Annotated in this window: 26 protein-coding genes and 1 pseudogene; 15 read left to right on the top strand and 12 right to left on the bottom strand. The window is 69.6% G+C overall.

All coding sequences use genetic code 11. The features are described from left to right. Positions 1-326: 326 nt before the first annotated feature. Both AC0685_RS15690 and AC0685_RS15685 read left to right on the top strand, forming a co-directional pair. Positions 327-725, top strand: a complete 399-nt coding sequence (locus AC0685_RS15690; RefSeq protein ID WP_478226158.1) for a hypothetical protein — start codon at positions 327-329, stop codon at positions 723-725. A 2-nt stretch (positions 726-727) separates the two neighbouring features. Continuing rightward, entirely contained in the window at positions 728-2,080 is a 1,353-nt protein-coding gene (locus tag AC0685_RS15685; protein WP_478226157.1) for a DJ-1/PfpI family protein, read from the top strand. 36 nt (positions 2,081-2,116) lie between these two features. Here AC0685_RS15685 and AC0685_RS15680 read toward each other — a convergent pair whose 3' ends face one another. Next, positions 2,117-2,326, bottom strand: a complete 210-nt coding sequence (locus tag AC0685_RS15680) for a hypothetical protein (protein WP_478226156.1) — start codon at positions 2,324-2,326, stop codon at positions 2,117-2,119. 127 nt (positions 2,327-2,453) lie between these two features. On the opposite strand from AC0685_RS15680, the gene AC0685_RS15675 reads away from it, so the two are divergent. Continuing rightward, complete coding sequence (locus AC0685_RS15675) at positions 2,454-3,302, top strand: DUF1206 domain-containing protein (protein WP_478226155.1); 849 nt, start codon at positions 2,454-2,456, stop codon at positions 3,300-3,302. Positions 3,303-3,353: 51 nt separating this feature from the next. Beyond that, positions 3,354-4,703 (top strand): DUF2252 domain-containing protein, encoded by a 1,350-nt coding sequence (locus AC0685_RS15670; RefSeq protein WP_478226154.1) that lies wholly within the window; start codon positions 3,354-3,356, stop codon positions 4,701-4,703. Positions 4,704-4,721: 18 nt separating this feature from the next. On the opposite strand, the gene AC0685_RS15665 is transcribed toward AC0685_RS15670, so the two are convergent. From AC0685_RS15665 to AC0685_RS15655, 3 genes are read right to left on the bottom strand one after another with little or no spacing between them, the layout of a single operon-like run. After that, entirely contained in the window at positions 4,722-7,292 is a 2,571-nt protein-coding gene (locus tag AC0685_RS15665; RefSeq protein WP_478226152.1) for an FtsX-like permease family protein, read from the bottom strand. 4 nt (positions 7,293-7,296) lie between these two features. After that, positions 7,297-8,037, bottom strand: a complete 741-nt coding sequence (locus AC0685_RS15660) for an ABC transporter ATP-binding protein (RefSeq protein WP_478226151.1) — start codon at positions 8,035-8,037, stop codon at positions 7,297-7,299. A gap of 38 nt (positions 8,038-8,075) precedes the next feature. Beyond that, the gene (locus tag AC0685_RS15655) at positions 8,076-9,548 is read right to left on the bottom strand and encodes an amidase (RefSeq protein ID WP_478226150.1); all 1,473 of its coding nucleotides are present in this window, start codon (positions 9,546-9,548) and stop codon (positions 8,076-8,078) included. Positions 9,549-9,708: 160 nt separating this feature from the next. On the opposite strand from AC0685_RS15655, the gene AC0685_RS15650 reads away from it, so the two are divergent. Both AC0685_RS15650 and AC0685_RS15645 read left to right on the top strand, forming a co-directional pair. After that, positions 9,709-11,031: an MFS transporter gene (locus tag AC0685_RS15650; protein ID WP_478226149.1), complete on the top strand. Its 1,323-nt coding sequence runs from the start codon at positions 9,709-9,711 to the stop codon at positions 11,029-11,031. After that, complete coding sequence (locus tag AC0685_RS15645) at positions 11,028-11,591, top strand: nuclear transport factor 2 family protein (protein ID WP_478226148.1); 564 nt, start codon at positions 11,028-11,030, stop codon at positions 11,589-11,591. The genes AC0685_RS15650 and AC0685_RS15645 overlap by 4 nt, the downstream gene beginning before the upstream one ends. Before the next feature lie 236 nt (positions 11,592-11,827). Here the strand turns inward: AC0685_RS15645 and AC0685_RS15640 are convergent, their stop codons facing one another. The 5 genes from AC0685_RS15640 to AC0685_RS15620 all read right to left on the bottom strand — a co-directional run bounded on the left by AC0685_RS15640 (position 11,828) and on the right by AC0685_RS15620 (position 16,072). Further along, a complete protein-coding gene (locus AC0685_RS15640; protein ID WP_478226147.1) occupies positions 11,828-12,469 on the bottom strand; it encodes a response regulator transcription factor in 642 nt (213 codons plus the stop codon). Between the two features lie 10 nt (positions 12,470-12,479). Further along, the gene (locus tag AC0685_RS15635) at positions 12,480-13,733 is read right to left on the bottom strand and encodes an amidase (protein WP_478226146.1); all 1,254 of its coding nucleotides are present in this window, start codon (positions 13,731-13,733) and stop codon (positions 12,480-12,482) included. Then, on the bottom strand, positions 13,730-13,990 hold the full coding sequence (locus AC0685_RS15630) for a hypothetical protein (RefSeq protein ID WP_478226145.1): 261 nt from the start codon (positions 13,988-13,990) through the stop codon (positions 13,730-13,732). The genes AC0685_RS15635 and AC0685_RS15630 overlap by 4 nt, the downstream gene beginning before the upstream one ends. 8 nt (positions 13,991-13,998) lie before the next feature. After that, positions 13,999-14,514: a flavin reductase gene (locus AC0685_RS15625; protein ID WP_340681689.1), complete on the bottom strand. Its 516-nt coding sequence runs from the start codon at positions 14,512-14,514 to the stop codon at positions 13,999-14,001. Between the two features lie 70 nt (positions 14,515-14,584). After that, entirely contained in the window at positions 14,585-16,072 is a 1,488-nt protein-coding gene (locus AC0685_RS15620; RefSeq protein WP_478226144.1) for a PAS domain-containing sensor histidine kinase, read from the bottom strand. Positions 16,073-16,230: 158 nt separating this feature from the next. Here AC0685_RS15620 and AC0685_RS15615 point away from each other — a divergent pair, with 158 nt between their 5' ends. The 8 genes and pseudogenes from AC0685_RS15615 (at position 16,231) to AC0685_RS15580 (ending at position 23,069) form a co-directional block, all read left to right on the top strand. Beyond that, on the top strand, positions 16,231-17,370 hold the full coding sequence (locus tag AC0685_RS15615) for an acyl-CoA dehydrogenase family protein (RefSeq protein ID WP_478226143.1): 1,140 nt from the start codon (positions 16,231-16,233) through the stop codon (positions 17,368-17,370). Positions 17,371-17,408: 38 nt separating this feature from the next. Next, complete coding sequence (locus AC0685_RS15610; RefSeq protein WP_478226142.1) at positions 17,409-17,780, top strand: hypothetical protein; 372 nt, start codon at positions 17,409-17,411, stop codon at positions 17,778-17,780. Positions 17,781-17,785: 5 nt separating this feature from the next. Continuing rightward, positions 17,786-19,093, top strand: a complete 1,308-nt coding sequence (locus AC0685_RS15605; RefSeq protein ID WP_478226141.1) for an aromatic ring-hydroxylating oxygenase subunit alpha — start codon at positions 17,786-17,788, stop codon at positions 19,091-19,093. Next, positions 19,086-19,580 carry an aromatic-ring-hydroxylating dioxygenase subunit beta gene (locus AC0685_RS15600; RefSeq protein WP_478226140.1) on the top strand — a complete coding sequence of 165 codons (495 nt, stop codon included), beginning with the start codon at positions 19,086-19,088 and terminating at the stop codon, positions 19,578-19,580. The genes AC0685_RS15605 and AC0685_RS15600 overlap by 8 nt, the downstream gene beginning before the upstream one ends. Continuing rightward, positions 19,577-20,326 (top strand): SDR family NAD(P)-dependent oxidoreductase, encoded by a 750-nt coding sequence (locus AC0685_RS15595; protein WP_478226139.1) that lies wholly within the window; start codon positions 19,577-19,579, stop codon positions 20,324-20,326. The genes AC0685_RS15600 and AC0685_RS15595 overlap by 4 nt, the downstream gene beginning before the upstream one ends. A gap of 15 nt (positions 20,327-20,341) precedes the next feature. Continuing rightward, positions 20,342-21,295 carry a PDR/VanB family oxidoreductase gene (locus tag AC0685_RS15590; RefSeq protein ID WP_478226138.1) on the top strand — a complete coding sequence of 318 codons (954 nt, stop codon included), beginning with the start codon at positions 20,342-20,344 and terminating at the stop codon, positions 21,293-21,295. A 51-nt stretch (positions 21,296-21,346) separates the two neighbouring features. After that, positions 21,347-21,691, top strand: a pseudogene (locus AC0685_RS15585) (hypothetical protein); the annotation flags it as partial. A 148-nt stretch (positions 21,692-21,839) separates the two neighbouring features. Next, positions 21,840-23,069 (top strand): cytochrome P450 family protein, encoded by a 1,230-nt coding sequence (locus tag AC0685_RS15580; protein WP_478226137.1) that lies wholly within the window; start codon positions 21,840-21,842, stop codon positions 23,067-23,069. Between the two features lie 7 nt (positions 23,070-23,076). Here the strand turns inward: AC0685_RS15580 and AC0685_RS15575 are convergent, their stop codons facing one another. Beyond that, positions 23,077-24,582 carry an FAD-dependent oxidoreductase gene (locus AC0685_RS15575; protein ID WP_478226136.1) on the bottom strand — a complete coding sequence of 502 codons (1,506 nt, stop codon included), beginning with the start codon at positions 24,580-24,582 and terminating at the stop codon, positions 23,077-23,079. A gap of 1 nt (position 24,583) precedes the next feature. Beyond that, complete coding sequence (locus tag AC0685_RS15570) at positions 24,584-25,501, bottom strand: AurF N-oxygenase family protein (RefSeq protein WP_478226135.1); 918 nt, start codon at positions 25,499-25,501, stop codon at positions 24,584-24,586. A 121-nt stretch (positions 25,502-25,622) separates the two neighbouring features. Between AC0685_RS15570 and AC0685_RS15565 the strand changes: the two genes are divergently transcribed. Beyond that, positions 25,623-26,474 (top strand): alpha/beta fold hydrolase, encoded by an 852-nt coding sequence (locus AC0685_RS15565; protein WP_478226134.1) that lies wholly within the window; start codon positions 25,623-25,625, stop codon positions 26,472-26,474. Here AC0685_RS15565 and AC0685_RS15560 read toward each other — a convergent pair. Next, positions 26,471-26,797 (bottom strand): putative quinol monooxygenase, encoded by a 327-nt coding sequence (locus AC0685_RS15560; RefSeq protein WP_478226133.1) that lies wholly within the window; start codon positions 26,795-26,797, stop codon positions 26,471-26,473. The two genes, AC0685_RS15565 and AC0685_RS15560, sit on opposite strands and share 4 nt — an antisense overlap. Positions 26,798-26,825 lie beyond the last annotated feature (28 nt).

Here is a 26,825-nt window from a genome sequence, read left to right as displayed (position 1 = left end):
CCCTTCACGCGCGGCCGCTGTGCCTGCTGTGGCCGCTGGTGTACCTGGGACGAGAGCGGCGACCCTGAAGGTCCGTGAAGGCCTCCTTCACTACCCTCAGGGTAGGCAAGGAGGCCTTCACGGACACATGATCAGCCCCAGCCAAATCCAGTAGGCACCCAAGACGCTCTCGGCCCTGACCCGAATCGCCACTCACGACAGCCCCCTGCGCCGGCGTTGTGCTCTGGACACCGGTCACATGACCTCGCACATGACTTCCGGCACCTGCTCCCGTGCCCCGTCTCGGCCGAACATTGCTCCCATCGCATCGACCGAGGGAGCCGGAAGTGAACCACACGACTGAACAGAAGACCCGCAAGCAGGCCGTCCTGCACTTCATCCGCCACGCCGTGGAGATGCTGGTCGCGATGGTGGCCGGGATGATCGTCCTGGAGCCGGTCTGGTCGTTCCTGTGGCCGGGCCTTGCCGGGAACGTGACCGTGAACGCGCTGGTGATGGCGACGAACATGTCGATCGGGATGGCGCTGTGGATGCGGATCCGGCGCCACGGCTGGGCTTCGATCGCCGAGATGTCGGCCGCGATGTACCTGCCCTACGTGCTGTTCCTGCCGTTCTTCTGGACCGGCCTGGTCTCGGGTCCGACCCTGATGACGGCAGGGCACGTGCTGATGGTGCCCGCGATGCTCGCCGCCATGATCCGCCGCCGCGCCGAGTACGGGCTCTGACCATGCGACCCTTCGTCCGGATCACGCTTACCGTGCTGGCGTTCACCGTCGCCGCGCTGGCTCTGCCCGTCACACTCGGCGCGGTCACCCTCGGCGCCAGCTTCGAAAACCGCTACACACAGAGAACCGACGGGGTCGCGCCGCGCCCGGCCCACCGGCCGCACGATCCGGCGAAGCCCACCGCGGTGGTCGTCGTGGGGAACGAGGGTGCCGTCGTCTCCGACGCGCTCGCGCCCTACGAGGTCCTGGCGGCGACCGATGCGTTCAACGTCTACACCGTCGCGCCGGAGGTCCGGCCGGTCACCCTGACCGGCGGCCTCGACCTGATCCCCGACCTGGGTTTCGCCGATCTCGACAGGCTGCTTTCGTCCGCCGCGCCGGACGTCGTGGTGGTGCCCGCGCTGCCGGATCTCGGTGAGCCGACCACGCGGCCGGTGACCGACTGGCTGAAGCGTCAGTCGGCGCGGGGCTCGCTGCTCATGAGTGTCTGCAACGGTTCGGGTGTGCTCGCCACGGCCGGGCTCCTCGACAGGAGGAAGGCCACCGCGCACTGGATCCGCATCGGTGGCTTCGAGGACGAATTCCCCGCCGTGGACTGGGTTCGCGGCACGCGCTACGTCGACGACGGGAACATCGTGACCACGGCCGGCATCCTCTCCGGCATCGACGGGGCGCTCCACCTCACCGAGCGCTTCGCCGGCGCCGAAGCCGCGCGGAAGGCCGCGGATGCGGTCGGCTGGACCCACTACTCCCCCGGCCCCAGCCCGCCGATGACGCAGAACGGCTTCGATGCGGCGGACACCGTGGTCGGGTTCAACACGGCGTTCCGCTGGGACAAGCCGATGCTGGGTGTCCTGCTGACGAACGGGATCCGGGAACTGGAACTCGCCGCGGTGTTCGACACCTACGGGCAGTCGCTGGCGGTCGGGACGACGGCGGTCGGCCTCGACGGCACGCCGATCCGGTCCCGGCACGGACTGACCTTCGCGCCGCGTGGCACGCCGGCGACCGCCGACCACGACCGGTTGATCGTGCCCGGCGCCGACGCGGCCGCGAGTCGCGCCGCCGATCGGTACCCCGGGTTCTCGCCGGTGTATCTGCACGCGGCGCCGGGGTTCCCGTTCGACGCCGTACTCGAAGACCTCGTGCGCACCACGGACACCGCGACCACGCGGTGGACGGCCAGAACGCTGGAGTACCGGACCGAGCACCTCACGCTCGACGGCGAAGCGTGGCCGTGGACGGTCACGCTCCGGCCGTTCGGGCTGGCCGTCATCGGCCTGCTCGCGGCCTTCGGGATCCGAGCCCTCTATCGCCGGATCCGGACCACCCGGCGGCAGCCGGGCCCGGAGTGACCCTGTTCTTTTCGGACCGAGGCCTTCGGCCCTGTGTCAGTCACCGACCCGCGGGCCGGGGCCGGTCTCCCGGACGACGCGGTAGCGCGGATTCGCGCTCACCAGCGACTCGACCTCGCCCGGCAGGCCGTCGAGCGCCGCTTGGATGGCCGCGAGCCGTCCGGCGGTGTCCGACGTCTCCTCGAAATGCCGGTAGTCCGCCTCGCTCGCCCAGCTGACGACGTTGACGACCCTCGTCCCGTCCACACTCGCGTGGAAGCGTGGGTGTCCGGCCCGTCGACCGCGTACTCGATGATCGAGTAGAAGCCCTTGTCCTCACTCATGTTCACTCCTCGAAACAGGTGGTGGACCCGAGCCTTCACCCTCGACCTCGGTGGAGATCAAGAGTGACCTGCCCGACATGTTCCTCCGGCCGGGTCTGGCGGGCGGAGGTCCGCTCGACGAGGATCGTCCGATGCGCGACAGCAAGACGTTCGGCCTGATCGCCCGAGGCGGGCTCGTCTGCTACGCGGTCGTGCACCTGCTCGTCGCGTGGCTCGCGGCACAGGTCGCGCTCGGCGACAAGGCGAAGGCGGACAAGGCGGGCGCACTGCGGATGGTGGTCGCCGAGGGCGGCGCGTGGCTGCTGTGGCTGATCGCGGCTGGTCTCGCCGTCCTGGCGCTGTGGCAGCTCAGCGAAGCGATCACCGGGCACCGGCACGTCAAGGCACGACGGCGGACCGTACGCAGGATCGTCAGCGGGATCGAGGTCGTGCTGTACGGCCTCGTGTCCTACAGCGCGGTGAAGATCGCCGTCGCGGGCGCCGACGACGGGCAGGGCTCACTCGTCGCCGGGATCCTCGCGGAGTCGTACGGACCGGTTCTGGTCACCGCCGCCGGGATCGCCGTGGTCGCGGTGGCCGTGTTCCTCGCCCAGCGTGGTATCCGGAAGACCTTCACTCGGGAACTCGACTTCAGCGGTGCCTCCGAGCCCGCCAGGACCACGACGATCCGGCTCGGGCAGATCGGCTGGATCGCGCTCTCCGCCGCGTACGGCACCATCGGCGTGCTGACGGTCGTCGCGGCGGTCACGTTCGACCCGGCCAAGGCGGGCGGCCTCGACGCCGCGCTGAAGACGCTCTCCGCCCAGCCGTACGGCGGTCCGATGCTCCTCGTGCTCGCGGCGGGGATCGCCGCGTTCGGCGCCTTCGCGCTATTGGACGCGCGTTTCCGGAAGATCTGACCTGCCCGGCGAACCGACCTGTGGCACCGTGAACGACGTCTGGAGGTCGTGATGACAGGTGTGGTCGGGCTGATCCGCGAGCGAGGCGAGGACGATCGTCAGGCGCGGATCGTCGAGGTGCTGGTGGAGGCCTTCGAGGACCTCATGCGCGCGGACGCCGACGCGTTCCGCCGCAAGTTCCGGAAGATGGCCGCCGCCCCCTTCGCGTTCTACCGGGGTTCGGCGTGCCTGTTCTACGCGGACATGGCGCACGAGGACGATCCGTGGGCGAACGCCGAAACCAGCCGTGTGTGGATCCAGGGCGACCTGCACGCCGAGAACTTCGGCAGCTACATGGATTCGTCCGGGACGCTGGTGTTCGACGTCAACGACTTCGACGAGGCCTACCTCGGCTGCTTCACCTGGGACCTCAAACGACTGGCCGCCAGTGTCGCGCTGCTGGCGTGGAGCAAGGCGATCTCGGACGACGACATCGAGACGCTGATCGGCACCTATCTGCGCGCCTACGTCGAACAGGTCCGCGAGTACGCCGAGCGGCCCGGCGACGAACTCGTCCGGCTCCAGCTGGACAGCACCGAGGGCGTCCTCCACCACGTCCTGCTGAGGGCCCGGCTCAAGACACGGATCGACCTGCTCGACGAGCTGACCACTGTGGAGGATTACGACCGCAGGTTCCGGCACGGGCCTGGTGTCCGGGTCCTCGAGAAGGCCGAACACGAGATCGCGGCCAGGGCCTTCGAGTCCTATTTGGACACCATTCCGGAGAACAAGCGGTTCGGCAGCATCACCTACCGGGTCAAGGACATCGTCGGCCGGACCGGATTCGGCATCGGCTCAGCCGGGCTGCCCGCGTACAACATCCTCGTCGAAGGCCGGACACAGGCACTGGAGAACGACGTCGTCCTGTCGATGAAACAGGGCAACGTCGCGGCGCCGAGCCGTATCGTGTCCGAACAGAGCATCCGCGGCTACTTCACCAACGAGGGGCACCGTACCGCCGTCTCCCAGCGCGCCTTGCAGGCGCACGCGGATCCCTGGCTGGGCTACACGGAGATCGACGGGACCGGGTTCGTCGTCTCGGAGCTGTCACCTTACGTCGACGACCTGGACTGGTCGGATCTGACCGAACCGTCGGAGATGGGGCCGGTCCTCGACTACCTCGGCCGGGCCACCGCGAAGATGCACTGTGTGTCCGATTCGGACTCCGAGCAGACCCTCGTCGATTTCCAGAGCGAAGCGGCCATCGCCGGGGTCATCGGTGACCGTGAAGACGAATTCGTCCGCTCGCTGACCGAGTTCGCGATGGCCTACGCCGAGCAGTCAAGGGACGACCACCGGTTGTTCGTCGACGCCTTCCGCGGCGGGAAGATCCCCGCCGTCCGGCCCGCCGCTGAGGGCTGACCGGACGACGGGGACGCGCTACTCGCGGAGACCGATCGCCTCGATCGGCTTCGACCGCAGCGCCACGCGGGTGGCCAAGCCGAGCGACAGGACGCCGAGCAGGATCGCCCCGGCGACGACCCCGCCGAAGACGGTGATCGTGCCGGACGGCAGCGGGGTGCCGCGCAGACCGAGGTTCAGCAGTACCAGCGGAACCCCCGCCACCACGGTCCCCAGCAGCGCCGCGACGCCGGCCGTCGTCAGCGCTTCGAAGCGCATCATCCGCACCACCTGGCGTTTCGTCGTGCCGATCAGGCGCAGGAGCGCGAACTCCCGGGAGCGCTGAGCCGTGCTCATCACCAGCGTGTTCGCCACGGAGATCACGACGTAGCCGAGGATCACCCCGACCGCGACCAGGTTCACGTAGAACTGGGCCTGCTGCTGCCCGCCCGCGGGCGCCGCCACCGCCGAACCCGGCGTCACGACCAGTCCCGGGTAGCGGCTCGCGAGAGCTTGCAGCGCGGCGGTCACGGTGGCGGCGTCCGCGTCGGGCTGCTGCCGCACCAGCACCGAGTCGTCCATCCGATCGCCGGTGTGCGCCCTGGCGAGGTCCGCGGGCAGCACGTAACGGCCGAAAGCCTGGTCACGGCTGTAGGTGGCGACCAGCCGCAGCTTGGCCGGAGCGCCGTCACCGAAGTAGAACTCGACCTCGTCGCCGATCTTCTTCTCGTACCAGCCTGCTTCCGATTCGCTCATCGCGACGGTGTTCCCGGTCAAGTCGGTGATCTTGCCCGACACCACGCCCAGCTCCAGGTTCCCGCGGATCTGCGCGCCGTCCAGTCCTTGCGCCGCGTACCGCTCGACGCGCAGGCTGTCCCGTTCCTGCACCGTGTTGATCACCTCGGTGCGGACGACCGGGGTCGCGGCGGCCACCCCGGGGATCCGCCGCGCCGCCTCGGCGACCTCCGGCGAGAGCCCGCCCGTGCTCCCGGCGAGCACGTGGTCGGCGGTGGTCGACTCGACGGTCTCCTCCTGTCGCGCGGCGGCCGCGGAGGTCTGGCTGTAGAACATCGTCAGCGCGAACGAGACGGCCAGCATCACCGGCGTCACCGCGGCGGCGAGGCGGCGCGAGTTGGCCTGGCTGTTCGCCGCGGCCAGGTAGCCGCTGATCCGCGAGGTCCGGTTGAGCACCGGGGCGATCAGCCGCGTCATGACGGCGACGACCTTCGGGCTGACCACGGCCAGCCCGATCACGATGACCAGCGACGAACCACCCGAAGCCGCGAGCCCCGCGTCACCACGGACGAAGATCGGGGCCATCGATCCGCCGAAACCGGCCACCACCAGCGCGCAGCCGATGATGACGCGCACCCGGCCGAGTTCACGCCGCTCCACCGCGGCCTCGCCGAGCGCCTCCACCGGGCGGATCGACGACGGGCGCCGCGAGGCCGACCAGGCGGCCAGGCGTGCCGTGCCGAGACCGAGCGCCAGCGCGGCGACGAGGGGGATCGGGCTGAGCGCCAGTTCGAAGTCGGGCGGGATCACGCCGATGGCCCCGAAGGCGTTCCTCAGCCCGAAACCCACCGCCACCCCGAGGCCACTGCCCAGTACCCCGGCGACCACCGCGACGATCATCGTCTCGGCACCGATGAGCTTGCGGATCTGCTGAGGAGTCGCCGCGATCGCCCGCAGCAACGCGAACTCCCGGCGACGCTGGTTGATGACCAGCGCCAGCGTGCTGGCCACGACGAACACCGCGATGAGGAGGGCGAAGCCACCGAACGAGCCGGCCAGCGCCATCAGCAGCATCCGGGTCTGGCTGACGTCGAGGAACTCGACCGTGCTGCGCTCGACCCCGGTCGTCACCGTCACCTTGTCGGTGCCGACCGCGCCGCGGATCCGGTCGGCTAGGTCCCCCGGCGCGACACCCGGGTCCGCCAGCACACCGATCGCGTGCGCCTGGCCGGGTGTCCCGGCGAGTTCGGCGGCTTTCTCCGGTGAGAAGAACACCGCGGATTGCCGGGTGAGTCCGTCACCCGACTTCGGGGCGGCGATACCGGAAACCCTGAACTCCACCGGCGCCGAACGGACGGCGATCTTCACCCGCTGACCGACCGCCGCTCCGCTCCGCGACGCCAGGTCCGCGTCCAGGACGACCTCGTCGGCGCCCACGGGCGCCTGGCCGTCACGCAGCGAGAACGGCGCCAGCGCCGCGGCGTCCCAGTTGTGGCCCAACGACTGGCCGCCTTCGGGCCCGTTCAGCACCCGGCCGTCGGCCGTCACCACGGTGGCCGGGAAGCTCTGCTCCGCCACCACGCCGCGAACCCCCGGCACCGCGGCGATCGTCCCGGCGAGGCTCACCGGCACCGAAGCCTGCTCGGCGACCTGCTGGGTCTCGAGCGGGCCGGCACCCGGCGGGTCGACCGTCTGCTGACCGCCGACGACGACCGCCGCGTCCGCGTACCGCTGCGTCGGGACACCCGCGCGCAGACCGGATTCCATCAGGATGCCGCAACCGGCGACCAGCGCCGTCCCACAGAGGATCGCGACGAACGCGCCGACGAAACCGCTCAAGCGGGTCTTCGTCGTCTGCCAAGCCAAATCCCACATGACGTCACCACTCCCCGAGGTGGGTCATGCGCTCGGCGACCCGTTCCGGAGTCGGCTCCGGGAGATGGCCCGCCAGCTTGCCGTCGGCGAGGAACAGCACGCCGTGCGCGGCCGAAGCCGCGACCGGATCGTGGGTGACCATCAGCACGGTCTGCCCCATACCGTCCACAATGGAGCGGAGCAGATCGAGGACCTGGCGCGCGGTGCGCGTGTCCAGCGCCCCGGTCGGTTCGTCGGCGAGGACGACCTCGGGCCGGGTGATCAGCGCGCGGGCGATCGCGACCCGCTGCTGCTGGCCGCCGGAGAGTTCCGACGGGCGGTGTTCGAGCCGCTTCGCGATCCCGACTCCCTCGACGATCTCACGCAGCCACTGCGGATCCGGCTTCTTCCCGGCCAGCCGCGTCGGCAGCGTGATGTTCTGCAGGACGTTCAACGACGGCAACAGGTTGTAGGCCTGGAAGATGAACCCGATCCGGGTCCGCCGCAGTTCGGTGAGCGCTTTCTCGCGCAGCCTGTTCAGTTCCGTGTCCCCCAGCAGCACCCGGCCGGAACTCGGCTTGTCCAGCCCTGCCGCGCAGTGCAGGAAGGTGCTCTTGCCCGATCCCGACGGCCCCATCACCGCGGTGAACGTGCCCTTGCGCACCTCGACGGTCACCCCGTTCAAGGCCGTGACCGCGCCGTCGCCGGATCCGTAGACCTTGCTCACGGATTCCAGCGTCAAGGCGCGAGTGCCCCCTGAATTCATTGTTTCCCCTTAACCGGTGGTGATCTCTCCCCTGAAACCTACGGCCGGCGAGGGTCCGGATCGATCCCACGTGAGGGAAGACTCGTGGTAGTGCTGGCACCACCACGCGGCGGCCTGCGAGCGGTGTGACCGTTCGCCTTCTCCAGCGCGTGCGCGATCCCGAGCGCGCGCAGGTCGGCGTGACGTGCGGTGACCACCTGAACCCCGACCGGCAGTCCTTCGCCGGTGAATCCCGCCGGAACGGCGGTCGCCGGGCATTCCGTGGCGGAGATCAGGTAGGCCGCCCGCATCCAGTGCAGGTAGTCGTCCACTTCGGTCCCGCCCACCGTCTTCGGGTACTCCAGTTCGGCATCGAAGGGAAGTGCCTGGCTGGCGGGAAGAACGACGGCGTCCACATCGGAGAAATAGGCGCGGACAAGGTGGAAGAGTTCGGTGCGCAGCCGGATGGCCCTGGCGACGTCCACGCCGGTGAGCGTGTGTCCTTTCGCGACATTCCAGTGAATGGCCTGCTTGACCTTGTCCGGTTCGGCGTCGACGAGGTCACCGACCCCCTGCGCGTAGTTCAGGGCGCGGAAGGTCTGGAAGACCTCCTCGGCTCCGGTCAGGTCGGGACAGCCGGAGACGACTTCGGCACCGAGGCCGCGCAGCACGTCCACCTGGTCTTCCACGATCGCCGCGACCTCGGCGTCGACCGGCACCCGGCCGCCCAGATCCGGTGAGACCGCGATCCGCAGGCCGTCCAGCCGGGTCGGCAATCCGGCGGCGAACACGGTGCCGGAGTCGGGCAACGACAGCGGCGCGCGCTCGTCCGGGCCCGCCTGCACGGACAGCAGCAGGGCCGCGTCGGCGACCGTACGCCCCATCGGACCTTGGACGCCGAAGGTGAACCAGGCGTCTTTCGCCGGCCACGCCGGGACTCGGCCCGGACTCGGGCGGTGGCCGACGACATTGCAGAACGAGGCCGGATTCCGCAGCGATCCACCCATGTCGCTGCCGTCGGCCAGCGACGTCAGCCCCGCCGCGAGCGCGGCCGCGGCACCTCCGCTCGAACCGCCCGCGGAGCGGTCCGGCGCGTAGGGGTTGCGGGTCAGGCCGAACACCGGGTTGAAGGTGTGCGAACCCGCGCCGAACTCGGGAACGTTCGTCTTCCCGAAGACGATCGCCCCGGCCGCCCGCATCCGGGCGACGACGAGTTCGTCCGCGTCGGGAACGTTGTCCTCGAACGCGGGCGAGCCAAAGGTGGTGCGCATCCCGGCGGTCGCGTGGAGATCCTTCACCGCGAGCGGAAGCCCGTGCAGGGGCCCGATCGAGCGCCCGGCCGCCTGTGCTTCGTCGGCCGCCGCGGCGGCGGCCCGCGCCCTGTCCTCGTCGATGCTGACGACGGCGTTCAGGACCGGGTTCAACTCAGCAACGCGGTCGAGTGTGGCGTCGAGCAGTTCCCTCGCCGACAACTCGCCGGAGGCGAGCATCCTGGCCTGGGTGGTGGCGGGCAGATCGTTGATCGCGCTCACGCGCGGACCTCCTCGATATCGGTGACTCGGTAGGGAAAACCTTCAGTCCGGCAGCGGGTTCCTCCACTAGGCGGGGCACCTGGAGCTTCCTACGTTGGGACGAACGTTGCCGGGGAGGGGCGCAACGTCGACCGTCCCGTCACCGTTCAAGGAAGAGCGCATGACAGCATCCACCGCTCCATCCAAGACCACCTCGGCCCAGACCCGCAGGCTCGCGATCGGCGCGGGCGCCGGAACATCGCTGGAGTTCTTCGACTTCTCGATCTACACGGTCGCCTCCGCGCTGGTCTTCCCCAAGGTGTTCTTCTCCGGCGACACCGATCCCTGGTTCGCCTCGTTCATGAGCCTGGCGACCTACACGATCGGCTACGTCGTCGCGCCGCTCGGCGCGATCGTGATGGGCTGGGTGGGCGACCGCTACGGCCGCCGCCGCGCCATGCTCATCACCTTCTACCTCATGGGCGCGGCCACCGTCCTGATGGGACTGCTGCCCGGCTACGCCACGATCGGTGTGGCCGCGCCGTTGCTGCTCGTCCTGTTGCGCCTGGTGCACGGCTTCTCGCGCGGCGGCGAACTGGGCGGGGCGTCGGTACTCGCCGTGGAGCACGCGCCGCCGTCGCGGCGGGCGGCGTTCGGCGCGTTCGTCGCACTCGGGTCGCCGCTGGGTGCGCTGCTGGCGAACCTCGCGTTCGTGCTGATCTTCTCCTTGCCGCAAGGGGTCATCACCAGCTGGGGCTGGCGGATCCCGTTCATCGCGGGCGCGGTCGTCCTGGCCATCGGTGTCTGGGCGCGGCGTGCCCTCGAGGAATCGCCCGTGTTCCACGAGCTCGCGGCCAGCAAACTGGACGAGAAGATCGTCAAACTGCCGATCTGGAACGTCATCCGGGACAACTGGGGCAAGCTGCTGCTCGCGGCAGGCGCGAACACCGGTCTCAACGGTGTCATGTTCGTCCTGGCCGGATTCATGCTCTCCTATGCCGCCGGTCCGGCGCCGAAGGGCCTCGGCCTGGACATCCAGGACGTGCTGTGGTGCACGTTGCCCGGCCTCGCGCTCCACGCGGTCACGGTCGTGATCGGCGCACGGCTCTCCGACAAACTGGGCCGCAAACCCGTGATGCTCGCGTCGGCCGTCGCGGTCCTGGCCTACATGTTCCTGCTGTTCCCGATCGCGGAGATCGGCACGCTGACCGCATGGGCGCTCGCCATCGCCGTCGGTTTCGCCCTCACCGGGTTCCTGTTCGGCCCGCTGATCACCTACCTGACCGAGCTGTTCACACCCGAGCAACGGCAGTCCGGCGCCGGGTTGGCCTACCAGCTCGGCGCGGTGCTCGGCGGTGGCCTCGCGCCATCGATGGCGAACCGGCTCATCGAATGGACCGGCTCCTCGACGTCGGTCGGCCATTACCTCGCGGGCGGGATGGCGCTGACCGTCGTCTGCCTGCTGGCCCTTCCCGAAACCGCGCCAGGGAGGACCCACCGATGAAGGACGAACTCGCCGAACTGCGTCACCGCGTCGAGGTGCTGGAGGCCGAGGCCGAGATCCGCCGCATCCAGGCCCGCTACATGTTCCTCTGCGACACCCCGTGCCCGGAGTTCGGCGTCACCGGCGACGACCACCGCATCGAGCTGATCCTCGAGCTGTACGCCGAGGACGCCGTCTGGGAGGGCGTCGGCGAGCACTACGACGGGCAGTTCGGCCGCGCGGTGGGCAAGGACCGGATCCGGGCGCATTTCGAACGGTTCTGGGGCGAGAAGCGGGATCCGGCGCTGGTCCTCAACGCCCACTACCTGACGTCGGAGCAGATCCACGTCGACGGCGACCGGGCCGAGGGGCAATGGATCCATGTCCAGCCGTGGCTGTACGCCGACGGCACCGGCCTGCTGCGATCCAGCAGGCTCAACAACGCGTTCCGGCGCCAAGACGGCCACTGGCTCATCACCCGCACGCGGACCGAGAACGTCTTCATCGCCCCGCTGCCCGGCGGTTTCGCGTCGGACTTCCCGGCGGCGTCGGTCCTGATGGCGCCGGGCACCGGACAGTGAGAGGGACCTCGTGAGTGGTAAGGACGGTTAGAGCCAACGGTGTCTTGCGTACCTACCGGAGGTGGCTGCCGGTCGATCGCGGGTCCGTGAAGGCCTCCTTCCCTACGCTCAAGGTAGGGAAGGAGGCCTTCACGGACACCAGAACGCCGGCAACGGCACGTTAAGGCTGGCCCAGGTCCCTCGTGAGTGGTAAGGACGGCTAGAACCGTCCTTACCACTCACGAGACCACCTGCACCTACACGGTGACCTGGTGCTGCAGGACGTCCCGCACCAGAGTGCCGAGGCTGTCCGACTCGGTCTTGGCCTTGATCCGGGCCCGGTGCACATCGACGGTCTTCACGCTGGTGCCCAGCCGGCGCGCGATCAGCTGGCTGGGCAGGCCGTCGATCACCAGCCGGAGCACCTCCCGCTCGCGCGGGGTCAGGGTCGCGATCCGCTCGGCGACGGCTTTGCGGCAGGCGGCCGCCGAGAACCGTTCCGCCGCGACCACCAGCTGCGCCTGGACGACCTCCAGCATCCGCTGCGGTTCGTACGGTTTCTCGAGGAAGTCGACGGCTCCCAGCCGGAGCGCCCGTACCGACATCGGGATGTCGCCGTGCGCGGAGCAGAAGATCACCGGCGCAGGGAATTCGCGCGCGACGAGCTTCTCCTGCAGCTGCAGACCGCTGAGCCCCGGCATCCGGACATCGATGATCAGCACGCTCGGCTCGTCGGGGTCGAACTCCTCCAGGAACGTCGGCCCGTCCGGGTAGACGAGCGTCTGGATGCCGACGCTCTCCAGCAGGAACACCAGGGATTGGCGGATGGCCTCGTCGTCGTCGACGATGTAGACCACCGGCGACGTCTCGCCGCCGGATGCGGAATCGGTGGTGACCATGGAGAGCTCCTTACCATGAATCCCCGGCGAGCACCCGCTCCGCCCAGCAGGCGTGCCCGAGCAGTTCGGCTTCCCCGCCGCGACGCCCGACGAGCTGAAGGCCGAGCGGCAGACCCGCCGCGTCGGTGAACCCGGGCAGCGCGACCACGGGCAGGCCGAGCGCCTGCCAGCCCCGGCTCAGCACGGGATTTCCCGTCACCTCCAGTCCGCGCGGCGCCGCGCCGGGCGCGGCCGGGCCGAGCACGACGTCGTAGGAGCCGAACACCTCCGCGAGCCGGACCACACCGTCGGCGATGGTCGCGCGGGCGCCTTCGTACTCGTCGGACGAAGTCGCGGCGCCGGTCCGGAGCAGCTGCGCCAAGGGAGCGCTCAACCGCTCGGCCACGGCGAGCTCGGTGGCCCTTTCACGGGCCGCCTCGTAGGCCATCACCACCGGATGCGCATCGGTGAGGTCGGCCATCAGCCGTTCGTCCCGGAACGGCTCGACGGTCGCCCCTGCCTCCCGCAGGCGCCGCGCCGCTTGTGTCACGGCGTGCCGCATCGGCGATTCGACGACGTCGAGCGCGTCCGCGGACCACACCAGGATCCGCGGCGGCCTCGACTCCCGGGCGGGATCGGCGTCGCCGGTCAGCGCGGACCAGGCGATCGCGAGGTCGGAGACCGTGGCCGCGAAGACGCCGTGGCTGTCCAGGCTGGGGCTCAGCCCCGTCACCCCGGTGACCGGATACCGGCCATGGCTCATGACCAGCGACGCGACCCCGCAGTACGACGCCGGACGGGTGACCGATCCGGCGGTCTGCGAGCCCAGCGCCAGCGGAACCTGCCCGGACGCGACTGCGGCGGCCGATCCGCTCGACGAGCCGCCCGGGGTACGACCGGGAGCCGCGGGATTGCGGGTCGGGCCGGGAGCGAAGAACGCGAACTCGGTGGTGACCGTTTTCCCGAGCGGCACGGCGCCGGCCGCGCGCCACGCGGTCACGATCGCCGCGTCCGAGGTCGCCGGAGCGGCCGCCGCGCGCAACGCCGAACCGCAGCGGGTGGGCACGCTCGCCAGATCGATGATGTCCTTGACCCCGAGCGGCACGCCGCCGAGCGGCCCACCCACGCCCGGAAGGAAGGCCGTCCGTTCGACCCAGGCGTGCAGATCCGCTTCCGTCTCGGCGATCCGGGCCAATGCCCGCTTCGACGCCGCTTCCGGAGTGGTCCGTCCCTGCCGCAGATCCCGGGCGAGTTCCCGCAGCGGCCACGGGCGCGCGAGCCTCACTGCTCCTCCCACGCGGCATCCGCTTCCCAATAGTCGACCCCGCCGGCGCTCACCCCGTGCCGCCACTCCGAAGTACGCCTCAGCAGGGGCTCGACCCACGCGGTCACCTCGTCGGCGGCGTCGGGACCGTCGGCAGGGACCTGCCAGTGGACCCAGTCCAGCTCACGGCCCTCGGCGTCGTGCACGAACAGGTCCACATGGCGCCAGCCGTATCCGTGGTTGTCGTTGTAACACATCAAAATGGTGCGCTCGCTCATCCGGCTCCTCACGCGTTCGCGCCGGTCGGCGCGATCCGGTGGAATTCGCGCCGGAAGTAGGCGAGACCCCCGGCGTCCTCGTTGACGAAGACGTCCTCGACCTCGACGAAGAGCACGGTGTGCGTGCCCTGGGTGAACTCGGCGCCGACCCCGCCGATGAGGACGGCGGCCGCGTCGCGGACGACGGGGATGCGGAACCGGTCGTGATCCCAGACCTCGAACCGGAACCGGTCGAGCATCGGCACGTCCGTCGCACCGGCGAACTGCAGGGCGAGGTCCTTGTGCTGGGGCGCCAGGACGTTGATGGCCATCCGCCCGTTCGTCCGGAAGATGTCGTGCGTGTAGCTCGACTGGTTGACGCAGACCAGCAGGGTCGGCGGCGTGTCGGTGACCGAGCAGACCGCGCTCACCGTGATGCCGGCGCGGCCGCTGACGCCGTCGGTGGTGACGATGTTGACAGCCGTCGAAAGGTTCGCCATCGCCGCGCGGAACCGTCGCTGGGTCGTGGTCAGCTCATCGGGCATACCTCGACGCTAGAGCCGTTGCCGAAACCGGCGATATCCCGAGTTCCACCGCGCCGCCTGAGGATTTCCCTTACGTGTCCAGAGGCAGGGCGAACCCGAACCGGGAGCCCCCGCCTTCGCGCCGCTCGGCCCAGATGCTTCCGTGCTGCCGGGTGATGATGCGGTGGCTCAGCGCCAGCCCGATACCGCTGCCGCCGGGTTTGCTGGTGAACGACTCGGCGAAGGGGTCCCTGGCGATACCGCGGCCGTGATCGTCGACGGTGAGGACGCCGACGCCCTCCTTGGCGCGGGTGCCCACCGTGATCCGCCGCTGCACGGGTTCGCATTCGGTGGTCTCGTCGATCGCGTTGAGGCAGAGGTTCATCACCACCTGCCCGGTGAGGACCCGTTCGCACCGCACCGGCACCGGCGACGGATCGAGCCGGACCTGGACGTCCACGGCGTGCGGCGCGGCGCTCAGCTCGATGAAGTACAGGCACTCCCGGACGATCTCGTTCAGGTCGACCACCTGCTCGACCTGTTCCAGATGCCCGACGAAGGAGCGCAGTGAACCGACGATCTCCTTCGCCCGGTCGATCTGGCGGGCGACGCTGTCCAGGCCGTAGCCCATCTGCTCACGGACCTCACCACCGTCCGCCATCGTGGCGGCACGCGCCCGGATGCCCGCGATGAAGTTCGCGGCGGCGGCCAGCGGCTGGCCGAGTTCGTGCGCGATCGCCATCGCCATGTCCCCCATGGCGTTGTAGCGCGCCAGGTAGTTCTCGTGCCGCAGTTCCAGTTCTCGCCGCGCTTCGCCGCGCACCCGCTCGGAGACGTCGTGCAGGATCATCAGATACGCGTCGACCTCGGACTCCGACAGCCGTTCCAGGCTCCCTTCCAGCCAGGTCGCGTTCTCCCCCGGCAACTCCAGCTGCACCGGCCCGACCGGATCGGCGCCGGCCACCACCTCGGTCCAGCGCACCGGCCTGCCGCCCAGGTACAGCCGCGCGTACGCGGTCAGCGGCTCACCGGCCAGCCGGTCGTCGTCGCCGGTCAGGCCGAGGAAGGTCAGCGCGCTGTCCGTGGCGAACCGCACCGCTCCGGCGGCGTCGAGCATGAACGCCACGGTCGAGGTGTGCCGCGCCAGCGCGTCGACGTACGACGTCGTCAGCTTCAGCTCCCGTTCGACCTCCTCCGCGCGCTGGATGTCGCGGAACTGGACCATCACCGCGGGTCCCCGCTCCAGCTCGACCCGGATGGCCACCGCGTCCGTGGGGATCACGCGGCCGGACTTGCTCCGGTAGTGCCACACGATGCGGCTCGAACCGTGTTCCACCGCCGCCTGGAGCCACGCCCGTCCGATCACCCGGTCGTACTGCTGGGCGGAGCTGCTCATGTGGTTGGCCTTGAGCGGGCGCAGCTCCGAAAGGCTGAACTCGAGCATCTCGCACGCGGCGGGATTGGCCCACAGGATGTTCTTGGTCGCCGCGTCGTGGACGAGCACGCACACCTTCGAGGCGTTCATCATCGCCACGAAGTCGCCGGTGGCCAGCTCGGGCGCGATCGGATCGACCTGCACCGCCTCAGCATAGGAGTTCGCCGCCGGGCGGCCGGTAAGGATTTCCCCTACCGCCCTGCGTGGGAATCCCTCGCCGACGGCAGGCAATGACCAATGGCCACGCGCGGCGGTGATCCCTAGCGTCGGAGACATCTTCCCTACGACGCGAGGAGCGCCCGATGGCCCAGATCCAGGAGAGCCCGGCCGTGACACTCGACGATGTCCTGGCCGAACTCCTCGAGCGCCGTCAGGAGTTCCGGGACCAGAGGTACGTCTCCCGCGACTTCGTCGACCGGCTCAAGGCAGCAGGCGTCTACCGGTCCGCGACCCCCGAACGGTTCGGCGGCAGGCCCCTGCCCCCGGCCGAATTCCTGCGGATGGTGGAGCGGATCTCCGTCGTCGACGGATCCACCGGCTGGGTGGCCAGTTTCGGTTCCGCGCTGGTCTATCTCGCGGCGCTGCCCGTCGAGACGCAGGCCGAGCTGTACGCCGACGGTCCGGATGTGTGCTTCGCCGGTGGTCTCTTCCCCGTCCAACGAGCCGAACCCACCGCCTCCGGCTTCCTGGTCGACGGTCGCTGGAAGTTCGCGAGCGGCTGCATGGGCGCCGACGTCCTGGGCGTCGGGATCCCCGGAGACGACACGACCGCCGGAAAGCCGCGCACCGCGCTGCTGCGGCCCGAGCAGGTCGAGATCATCCAGGAGTGGGACGTCGTCGGGATGAAGGGCACCGGTTCCTTCGACCTGGTCGTCGACAAGGTCGAGGTCCCGCGCGAATGGACGTTCATCCGCGGCGGTGAACCCACCATCGACGAGCCGCTGTACCGCTACCCCACCCTCGCCTACGCCTCCCAGGTCCTGGCGGTCGTCGGCGCGGGTATCGCCCGCGCGGCGCTCGACTTCGCGACCGAGGTCGGCAGTGGCCGTTCGGGCGTCACGGGCGCGCCGAAACTCGCCGACCGCGCCTACTACCGGACGGGCCTGGCCGAAGCCGAGGCGACGATGCGTTCGGCGCGGGCGTACTTCTACGAGGTCACCGACGAAGCGTGGCAGACCGTGCTGGACGGCGATCCCGTGGCGCCGCACCAGAACGCCCATCTCCGGCTGGCCTCGACCCATCTCGCGAAGACCGCCGCCGAGACCGTCAACCGGGTCATCGGCCTGTCCGGGACCGGCGCCATCGCCAACGACCACCCGTTGCAATGGCTGCTCGGCGACGCCCTCGTCCCCCAGCAGCACGCCTTCCTGGGGCCGGCCATGTACGACGCCGCGGGTGCCGTGCTGATGGGCCATCCGCCCACCGTTCCCGGCTTCCAGTGACCCACCACCGACCGCTGACGAGGAGTTGGACCACCACCATGAGCGATACCCCGCTGCGCGTGCTGTTCTGCATCGGTATCAACCAGAACTTCTTCGACCTGCCCGAAGGCGGCGTCGCCGCCAGCGACGTGTGGACCGCCTTCGTCGCGCTGATGGACGGCATCAAGGGCCTGCCCGGCGTGGACTTCATCGGCGACATCGACGACGACTCGCATATGGTCGGCCCGTCCGACGGCTGGCCGTGGACCTGTTACCTGCTCTGCGACGTCGACACACAGGAGACCGTCAAGAAGGCGTGCGACTTCCTGCGCACCACACCGGTCGGCGACAGTCCGTGGAAGCTGTGGAAGTACGCCAAGATCGAAGCGCGCATCGGCCGCGCTCTCACTCCGCGCGAATACCGGGGCTGATCGCGATGGCCATCGAAAGCACAGCATTCACCGCCGCCACCGTGTACGACCTGCCGCCCGCGGACCTCGTCCTCGGCGACCGGGTCGCCGGCCGGATGTACACCGACCCGGCGATCTTCGACCAGGAGATGACGAAGATCTTCGAGCGGGCCTGGATCTGGGTCGCGCACGAATCGGAGCTGCCCAAGGCGGGCAGCTTCAAATCGACCCACGTCGGACGGCATCCGGTCATCGTGACCAAGGACCGCAAGGGCGAGATCCGCACGCTCGTGAACCGCTGCCGCCACCGGGGCGCGTCACTCTGCGAGAAGAAGACCGGTCACGCCAACGGATTCACCTGTCCATACCATGCCTGGTCCTACGGCCTGGACGGCAAACTGCGCGGCATCCCGTACCCCGACGGGTACGAGGGCGTCATGGACAAGGCCGATCTCGGGCTGAAGACCCTGCGTACCGAGTCCTACGGCGGGATGATCTTCGCGACCTTGAACGCCGACGCCGAGCCGTTGGCCGACTTCCTCGGCGACGTCAAACCGTGGATCGACCGCTTCATGGCGCAGGGTGGCGGCTATCCGGTGAAGGTGCTCGGCACCCATCGGTTCACCTACCGCGGCAACTGGAAGATCCAGCTGGAGAACACCACCGACGGGTACCACTTCCCCATCGTGCACCGCTCGTGGATGGCCTCGGTCGACGCCGAAACCGCCGAGATGATGTCGTTCATGACCGATCCGACCGCGCTCACCCACGACCTCGGCAACGGCCACTCGGTGATGCAGATGGTCCCCGAACACTCCGATCTCGACGCCGACGACGGCAGCGAGCCGCTCCAGCCGCGGTTCGACGGCCTGGTCGCCCAGCTCGAAGCCGCCGGAGCGGACGAAGCCGAGATCCGGAGGCTCGTCCGTGCCGTGCACGGCACGGGGTTCAACCTCAACCTGTTCCCGAACGTGTCGATGTCGATCTCGTTCTTCCGGGTGCTGCGGCCGATCAGTGTCGACGAGACCGTCATCGAACACGTCGCCCTCGGCAGCGACGGCCCGGCCGAGATCGTCGGGCCCGTCAACCGGGAGCGGCTGCGCGCCCACGAGCATTTCCAAGGTCCGTTCGGGTTCGGCACTCCGGACGACTCCGAGGGCTGGGACCGGGTGCAGCGCGGTGCCCAGGGCGCACCCGAGCTGCCGATCATGGTCAACCGCGGTCTGGGTCGCGAGAAGCCCTCCGCCGAGGGCTGGCCGACCAGCCACGTCACCGACGAGACCGGAATGCGGGCGGCGTACGCCCAATGGAAGCGGATGATGAGCGATGACTGAGACCCTCACCGATCCGCGGGTGGTCCGCGCGATCGAGCTGGCCTGGCGCGAGGCCGCGCTGCTGGACGCCAAGGAATACGAGGCCTGGCAACGGCTTTACGCCGAAGACGGGATGTACATCATCCCGATCGAGCGCGACGCCGAGGACTTCGACGACGTCCTCAACATGGTCCACGACGACGCCCGGATGCGCGGGTCGCGCGTGCGGCGGATGACCGAGGGCTACGCGATCGCCGCGGTGGACTCGGCGATCACCGTGCGGACCGTCTCTCGCTTCATCCCCACGGACGTCGACGACCGGTCGGTCACGCTCAAGGCCGCCCAGATCGTCGTGGCGTACAAACGCGGCCGTCACGACCTCTGGGCCGCGGACGTCGACTACGTCGTCCGCCTCGGCGCCGGTGGCGACGCGGATCGCTTCGCCCGCAAGGTCGTCCGGCTGGTCGACGCCGACGAAGCCGTTCCCGCCGCGGGATTCCTGCTGTGAGCGGCACCGCACCGGTCGCCGTGATCACCGGCGGGGCGACCGGGCTCGGCGAGCGGATCGCGCGACGCCTGCACAACGGCGGCCATCGGGTGGCGATCGCCGACCTCGACGAAGCGGCCGCGAAACGCCTCGCGACCGAACTGGACCGGAGCGGGGCGCACGCCCAGAGCTATCGCGTCGACGTCGCCAGCCGTCCCGACATCGATCAGCTGCTCGCGTCGGTGCTCGGGGACTTCGGCGGGGTCCAGGTACTGGTGAACAACGCCGCCCGCACGCAGGCCCGGCCGTTGCTGGAGATCACGCCGCAGGAGCTCGACGAGGTGATGGCGGTGAACTTCAACGGCACCTTCCATGCCTGCCAGCTGTTCGGCGCGCACATGGCCGAAGCCGGGTACGGCCGGATCGTCAACATGGCCTCCCTCGCGGGGCAGAACGGCGGCACCGCGACCGGCGGGCACTACGCGTCCTCCAAGGGCGCGATCCTGTCGGCGACCAAGGTGTTCGCCCGCGAGCTCGCCGCCAGGGGCGTCACCGTCAACGCGGTCTCCCCCGGACCGCAGGACAGCCCCATGGTCCACCGGATCGTCGGCGAAGAGAACCTCGACCGGCTGACGGCGGGCATCCCGGTCGGCCGGCTGGGCAGCATGACGTTCATCGCCGAGATGGTGGCGCTGCTCGCCTCCCCCGAAGCCGCCTCCGTCACCGGCGCCTGCTGGGACGCGAACGGTGGCCTGTTCATGCGCTGACCAGGAGGCACCCAGATGACGAACGTCCTCTTCCGCGTCGTCGAAATCACCGAAGAGACGCCGGAAATCCGTACCCTGCGGCTGGTCCGGCAGGACGCCGAGCCACTGCGGGTCCGGTACCGGGCGGGGGCGCACGTCGACGTGATCGGCCCGACGGGAGTGCTGAGGCAGTACTCGCTGTGCGGCGCCCCGGACGACCCGCGTTCGATCCTGATCGCCGTCAAACGGGAGCCGAATTCGCGGGGCGGATCCGCGGCGATGCATGAGGTTTCGGTCGGCGATCACCTGAAGATCAGCGAGCCGCGCAATCTGCTGAAGGTCGCCGAGGACGCCGACCGGCACGTCCTCGTGGCAGGCGGTATCGGTATCACTCCGCTGCTGTCGATGGCCTACGAGCTCCACAGCCGGGGCAGCGAATTCGAGCTGCACTATTTCGCCCGCTCCCGCGAAACCGCGGCGTTCGTGCAGCTGCTGGAAGAACGGGTGGAGTTCGCCGACCGGGTGCGGCCGCGTTTCGGCGTGCCCCGTGCCGAACAGCCCGCCGTCCTGCGGACGATCGCCGAGGACCTGACGCCGTCGGCCCACGTCTACACCTGTGGCCCGGACGGCTTCATGCGGCAGGTCGGCGACGTGCTCGGCCCGGTCGTCGGCGCGGACCACGTGCACGTCGAGCATTTCGAAGCCGCCGAGGTGGACACGTCGGCCGACCGCCCGCTCACCGTCGAACTCGACACCGGTGAGGAGTTCGAGGTACCGGCCGGGAAATCCATCCTGGCGGTCCTCGAGGACAACGGCGTCGAGGTCTTCAAATCCTGCGAGGAAGGCATTTGCGGCTCGTGCGTGTCCGGCGTGCTGGAGGGAACCCCGGACCATCGGGACAACTGCCTGACCGCCGCCGATCGCGAAGGCCAGATGGCGCTCTGCGTCTCACGAGCGCTCACCGACCGACTCGTCATCGAGCTGTACTGAGCGAAAACCAGTGTCCGGGCGGCCGGGCGGTCCTAAGGGGACACTGCACGCATGGCGACCGGGCTGAGCCTCCTCTCGTGGGTGCTGTTCGCGAGTTCCGGCCCGCTGGCCAAGGCGGTGATGGAGGCGGGCTGGTCCCCGGCCGCGGTGCCGCGGCCACGGGCGCCGCGGTTCCGTCGCGCCGACCTGTGGCCGCTCGCGGGTTACGGTCTGCTCGGGTCTTCCGCGGTCCTCGGCGGCCTCCGGATCCCGGTGTGGCCGGCCCTGCTGACGCCGGCCGTGGCAGGCACCGCCTTGCCCTATCTGGCCGGGCTGTGGGCATTGCGCACGCTGCCTTCGGCGCCGGCGAGCGTGCTGTCTCTCGCGGAGCCGGTCGTCGCAGCCACGCTCGCCTGGCTCCTGCTCGGTCAGTCACTCGGCCCGGCGCGGCTCGCCGGAGCGGCCATCCTGCTCGTCGTCGCCAGCCCCGAATGGCGAATAGCCGGGCGACCGCTCCGCTGGCACGCTGGATCCGGTCCGCTCCGCCGAGAAAGGGTGATCCCCGGTGACGCGTCCCCTGGTACTGGACCCGCACGGCCACGACATCCACGCCGAGAACGAGCGCTTGCGCGAGCGTGGCCCGATCACCCGGGTGGAGTTACCCGGCGGTGTGGTGGCGTGGTCGGTCACGGGTTACGAACTCCTGCGCGACCTGCTCAGCGACCCGCGCGTGTCCAAAGACGCGCGTCAGCACTGGCCCGCACTGGCCGACGTCAGCGCGGACTGGCCGTTGCTGGTGTGGGTCTCGGTGCGGAACATGTTCACCGCCTACGGCGCCGACCACAAAAGGCTGCGCTCGCTCGTGACGCAGGCTTTCACGGCACGCCGGATCGCGACGCTGGAACCCTGGATCACCCGGATCGTCGACGGCCTCCTGACCGGACTCGAAGCCCTGCCCGAGGGCGAACCTGTTGACCTGCGGGAGAATTTCGCCTATCCGGTGCCCATCGAAGTCATCTGCCACCTCTTCGGCGTACCGGACTCCGCGCGCGCCGGACTGCGCCACTCCGTCGACGTCTTCTTCCGGACCTCGGCGAGCCAGGAGGCCATGCTGGCCGCCTACCAGGACATCCACTCGATCTTCACCGAACTCGTCGCCGAGAAGCGGACGAACCCCGGCGAGGACCTCACCACCGCCCTCCTCGCCGCGCACACCCAGGACGACGGCGCCCGGCTGGACGAAACGGAACTCCTCGACACCCTGATCCTGTTCATTTCGGCGGGCCACGAAACTACCGTCAATCTCCTCGACCAGACCATCACCGCCCTGCTGACCCATCCCGGCCAACTCGCCATGCTCCGCGACGGCCGGGTCTCGTGGGCCGACGCGATCGAGGAAACGCTGCGCTGGCAAGCACCCGTGGCCAACCTGCCGTTGCGCTACGCCGTCGAGGACATCTCCGTCGCCGACGTCGTCATTCGGAAAGGCGACGCGATTCTGGCGGGTTACGCGGCCGCCGGACGCGACCCGGCGGTGCACGGGCACGACGCCGACGCGTTCGACGTCACCCGCGCCGACAAAGCGCATGTCGCGTTCGGCTACGGCGCGCATTACTGCATCGGCGCTCCACTGGCCCGGTTGGAGGCCGCGATCGCCCTTCCGGCCTTGTTCGCACGCTTCCCGGACATGACCCTCGCGACCACCCCCGACGCGATGCGGCACCTCGACTCGTTCATTTCCAACGGACATCGCGTACTGCCGGTCTTGCTGAACCGGCGGGTGTCGGCCTCGTAGCCTGGGGTCAGCGCCGCCGGAACCGCGCCGCCAGCGCGGCCACCGGCGACCGCCGCGCCCGTACCGGCAGCCTGCCGGACGTGATGTCCTCCAGCAGCGTCGCCACGGTCTCCCGCGCACAAGTCCGGTTCGCGCCGATTCCGCCCGAGGGGCCGCGTTTGATCCAGCCGACCACGTAGGCGCCGCTGAGTCCGTCGACGCGGCCGGCGGTGTTCGGGATCGTGCCGCGGGCGTCGTCGAACGGAAGACCCGGCACCGGCACACCTCGATAGCCGACAGCGCGCACGACCTGACCCGCCGCGATTTCGACCGGCTCGTCCCGGCCCGTGACGCGAAGGCCCCGCACCTGCGTGTCGCCGATGATCGCGGTGGGCGCTGAGTGGAAGCGCAGGACGATCCGGCGTCCGTCCGAGGTCGGCGGCGCCGTCCAGTCGACGGTCTCGCGGCCGAGTTCACGCAGCAGGGCCGCTTTGCCGTTGCCGGCGTCGATCGCGGCCGTGGTGCGCGGGTCCGCGTCGTCGACGACGAGCGGCACCTCGGCGCGCCCCGCCAGCGCGAGCAACTCCGGCGAGGTGTAGGCCGCGTCCTCGGGCCCGCGCCGGGCGAGCAGCACGACTTCCCGGATCTTGCTGGTACGCAAGCGTTCCAGCGCGTGCGGGGCGATCGTGGTCCTGGCGAGGTCGTCGGGGTCGGCGGTCAGGATCCGGGCGACGTCGAGCGCGACGTTGCCGGTGCCGACCAGCACGACCCGTTCCGCGGACAGGTCCACCGCGTTCACCGGCACGTCCGGATGACCGTTGTACCAGGCGACGACGGTGGTCGCGGCGATGCTGCCGGGCAGTTCCTCGCCATCGAGGCCGAGACCGCGCGCGGAAGAGGCACCGACCGCGTAGACGACCGCGTCGTGGCGCTCGGCCAGCTCGTCCACGGACACATCGCGGCCGACCTCGGTGCCCAGGCGCATCCGCAGCCGCGGGTGCTCGTGAAGGCGCGAGAACGTCTCGCCGATCCGCTTCGTGGCGGGATGGTCCGGAGCGACGCCGTAACGGACGAGCCCGCCCGCGACCGGCAGCCGGTCGATCAGGGTGACCCGCGCGTTCGTGTGGAGGAGCAGGTCCTCCACGGCGTACATACCGGCCGGGCCGGTGCCGACGACGGCGATGTCGGGTGGCGCGAAATCGCTGGGGATGGCCCGGTCGAACGTCGGCGGGGCCCACTGGTGGAAGTTCGGCGCGGGATCCGCCGAGGGGACGGCCTCACGGTCGGCGTAGAAGGCCGCGTTGATTCCCGCGTAGACCTTCAGCGATCCGGTCAGCAGATCCGCCGGGAAGATCGCGTCCACCGGGCAGGCGTCCGCGCAGGCCCCGCAGTCGATGCACGAGGCCGGATCGACGTAGAGCATCTCGGTGGTGCCGAAGTCGGGCTCGTCCGGCGTCGGGTGGATGCAGTTGACCGGGCAGACCGACACGCAGGTGGCGTCGTTGCAGCAGGTCTGGGTGATCGCGAAGGCCATGTCAGATCAGGTTCGCCCGCTTGTAGAACACCAGCGCGGGACGGGTGAGCAGACCGCAGGAGCCGAGGAACTCCATCAGGCCGGCACAGCTCGACCGCATCATCGCCTTGTGGTGCTCATTGGCCTTCGCCTCGCGCAAGGCGCGCTTGGTGTCGAGCCCCGCGTTCTTGTAGACGTCGCGGTTGATCATGCTGCTGACGATGAAGTACGACGCGATGGCGATGACCAGCGCGTTGATCCGGCGGCGCACGAAACCCGCGCCCTCCAGCTGCTCCCGCGTCTCCTCACGGGCGAACTTCATGTGGCGGGACTCTTCGACCACATGGATGTTGTTGATGGTGCGCACGAACGGGACCACGCGCTCGTCGCGCATCCAGTCGCGCTGCATCACGTCGAGGACCTCTTCGGCGACGAGAATGGCCGCGTACGCCGCTTCGCCGGTGGCCGTCGCCTTGAAGATCCGGCCGAGTTCGACGGCGAGCTTGCGCGGACGGTACGGCGGCGCGCCGAGCTTCTCCGCGCCGCGGGCGAACATGATCGAGTGACGGCATTCGTCGGCGATCTCGGTGAGCGCCCACTGGAACGCCGGGTCGGTCGGGTCCTTGGCGTAGAAGTCGCGGAGCACCATCTGCTGCAGGATCATCTCGAACCAGATGCCGGTGCTCGCGACCGAAGCGGCTTCCTGGCGCGTGAGCTCCTTCTGCTGCTCCGTGCTCATCTCGGCCCAGTAGCTCGTGCCGTAGAGAGTGCTCCACTCCGGGCTGGCGCCGTGGAAGTCCTTGTCCAGCGGCGTCTCCCAGTCCACCTCGGTGGCGGGGTCGTAGGACAGCATCGCGGACGAATCGAGGAGCCGCTGCGCGGTCTCGTGGCTGCCTGCCCCGGCCGTTGCCGCGGTGCGTGGCACATCGGTGCTGGTCATACGGACCTCCCTGACGACGTCGACAGAGTGTGCGGCTACCTGTTACCGCGATTCACTGTTACTCAAGGTAACATATAGCCGAGTGGCCCCGCCAGACCACCGAAGAATGGGAGATCCGCCCATGACCGCGCCCCGCCGTATCGACTCCTTCGACCACGACGGACTCACCTTCGACGTACGCGACACCGGACCGCTCGACGGCCCGGTCGCCGTCCTGCTACACGGCTTCCCGCAGACCGGCGCCTCCTGGACGGAGACCGCCACCCTGCTCCACCAGCGGGGATACCGCACGATCGTGCCCGACCAGCGCGGCTACTCACCCCGCGCGCGCCCACGCGGCCGTTTCGCTTACCGGTCGAGCCGTCTCGTGGCCGACACGGTCGCGCTCATCGACGCCGTCGGAGCCGGGCCGGTGCACCTGACCGGACACGACTGGGGCGCCGTTGCCGCCTGGTCGACGGCGGCCCGGCGGCCGGATCTGGTCAGGTCGCTGACCACCGTGTCGGTCCCCCATCCCGGGGCGTTCCTCCGAGCGATGCTCACCAGCGACCAGCTCATCCGTTCCTACTACATGTTCCTGTTCCAAATCCCCTGGCTGCCCGAATTCGCCATCCGGCGCCGGCCACGCGTGCTGGAACGCACGCTGGCGGGCACCGGGATGACACCGGCGCAGATCGACCGGGTCCGGCGGGACATCGTGCTCGGCGGAGCCCTCACCGGCGGACTGAACTGGTACCGCGCGATGCCGCTGCACCACCCGGCGGCCCTGCGTGCCCGCGTCACCGTGCCGACCACGCACGTATGGAGCGACGGCGACACGGCCCTGTCCCGGCGCAGTGCCGAACTCGCCGGCCAGTACGTCGACGCCGGCTATCGGCTCGAAATCCTGACCGGCGTCAGCCACTGGGTGCCCGAAGAAGCCGCGGCGACGCTGGCCGCCATCATCGACTGCACCGCCGCGGAGGCGGCCTAGTCGACCGGCGTGACCTCGGCCATCTCCGACCAGGCGTCGCCGTCGAGGTTCTGGTAGTTGATCCGGGGCTTCTCCGCGACGACGGTCGACATGAACGGGAAGAAGTCCTGGGCGTGCTGGGTCGCGACGTGCGCGTCACCGGCGGCGCTGTCGGCGAACACCTCGACGAGGACGAATTCGTTCTCGTCACCGGCGTTCTGGTAGTAGTCGAACGAGATGTTGCCGGGTTCGTCACGCACCTGCCGCGTGTACCGGTCGATACCCGCCAGCCACTCGGTTCGTTTCTCGGGACGGATCCGTGCTTTGAGGACGATCAAGATCATGCCCCGAGTATCGCAAAGGATTTCACAC

It is taken from the genome of Amycolatopsis sp. NPDC043889 (genome assembly GCF_056435645.1).
This window is presented reverse-complemented; position numbering and strand designations above follow the sequence as displayed.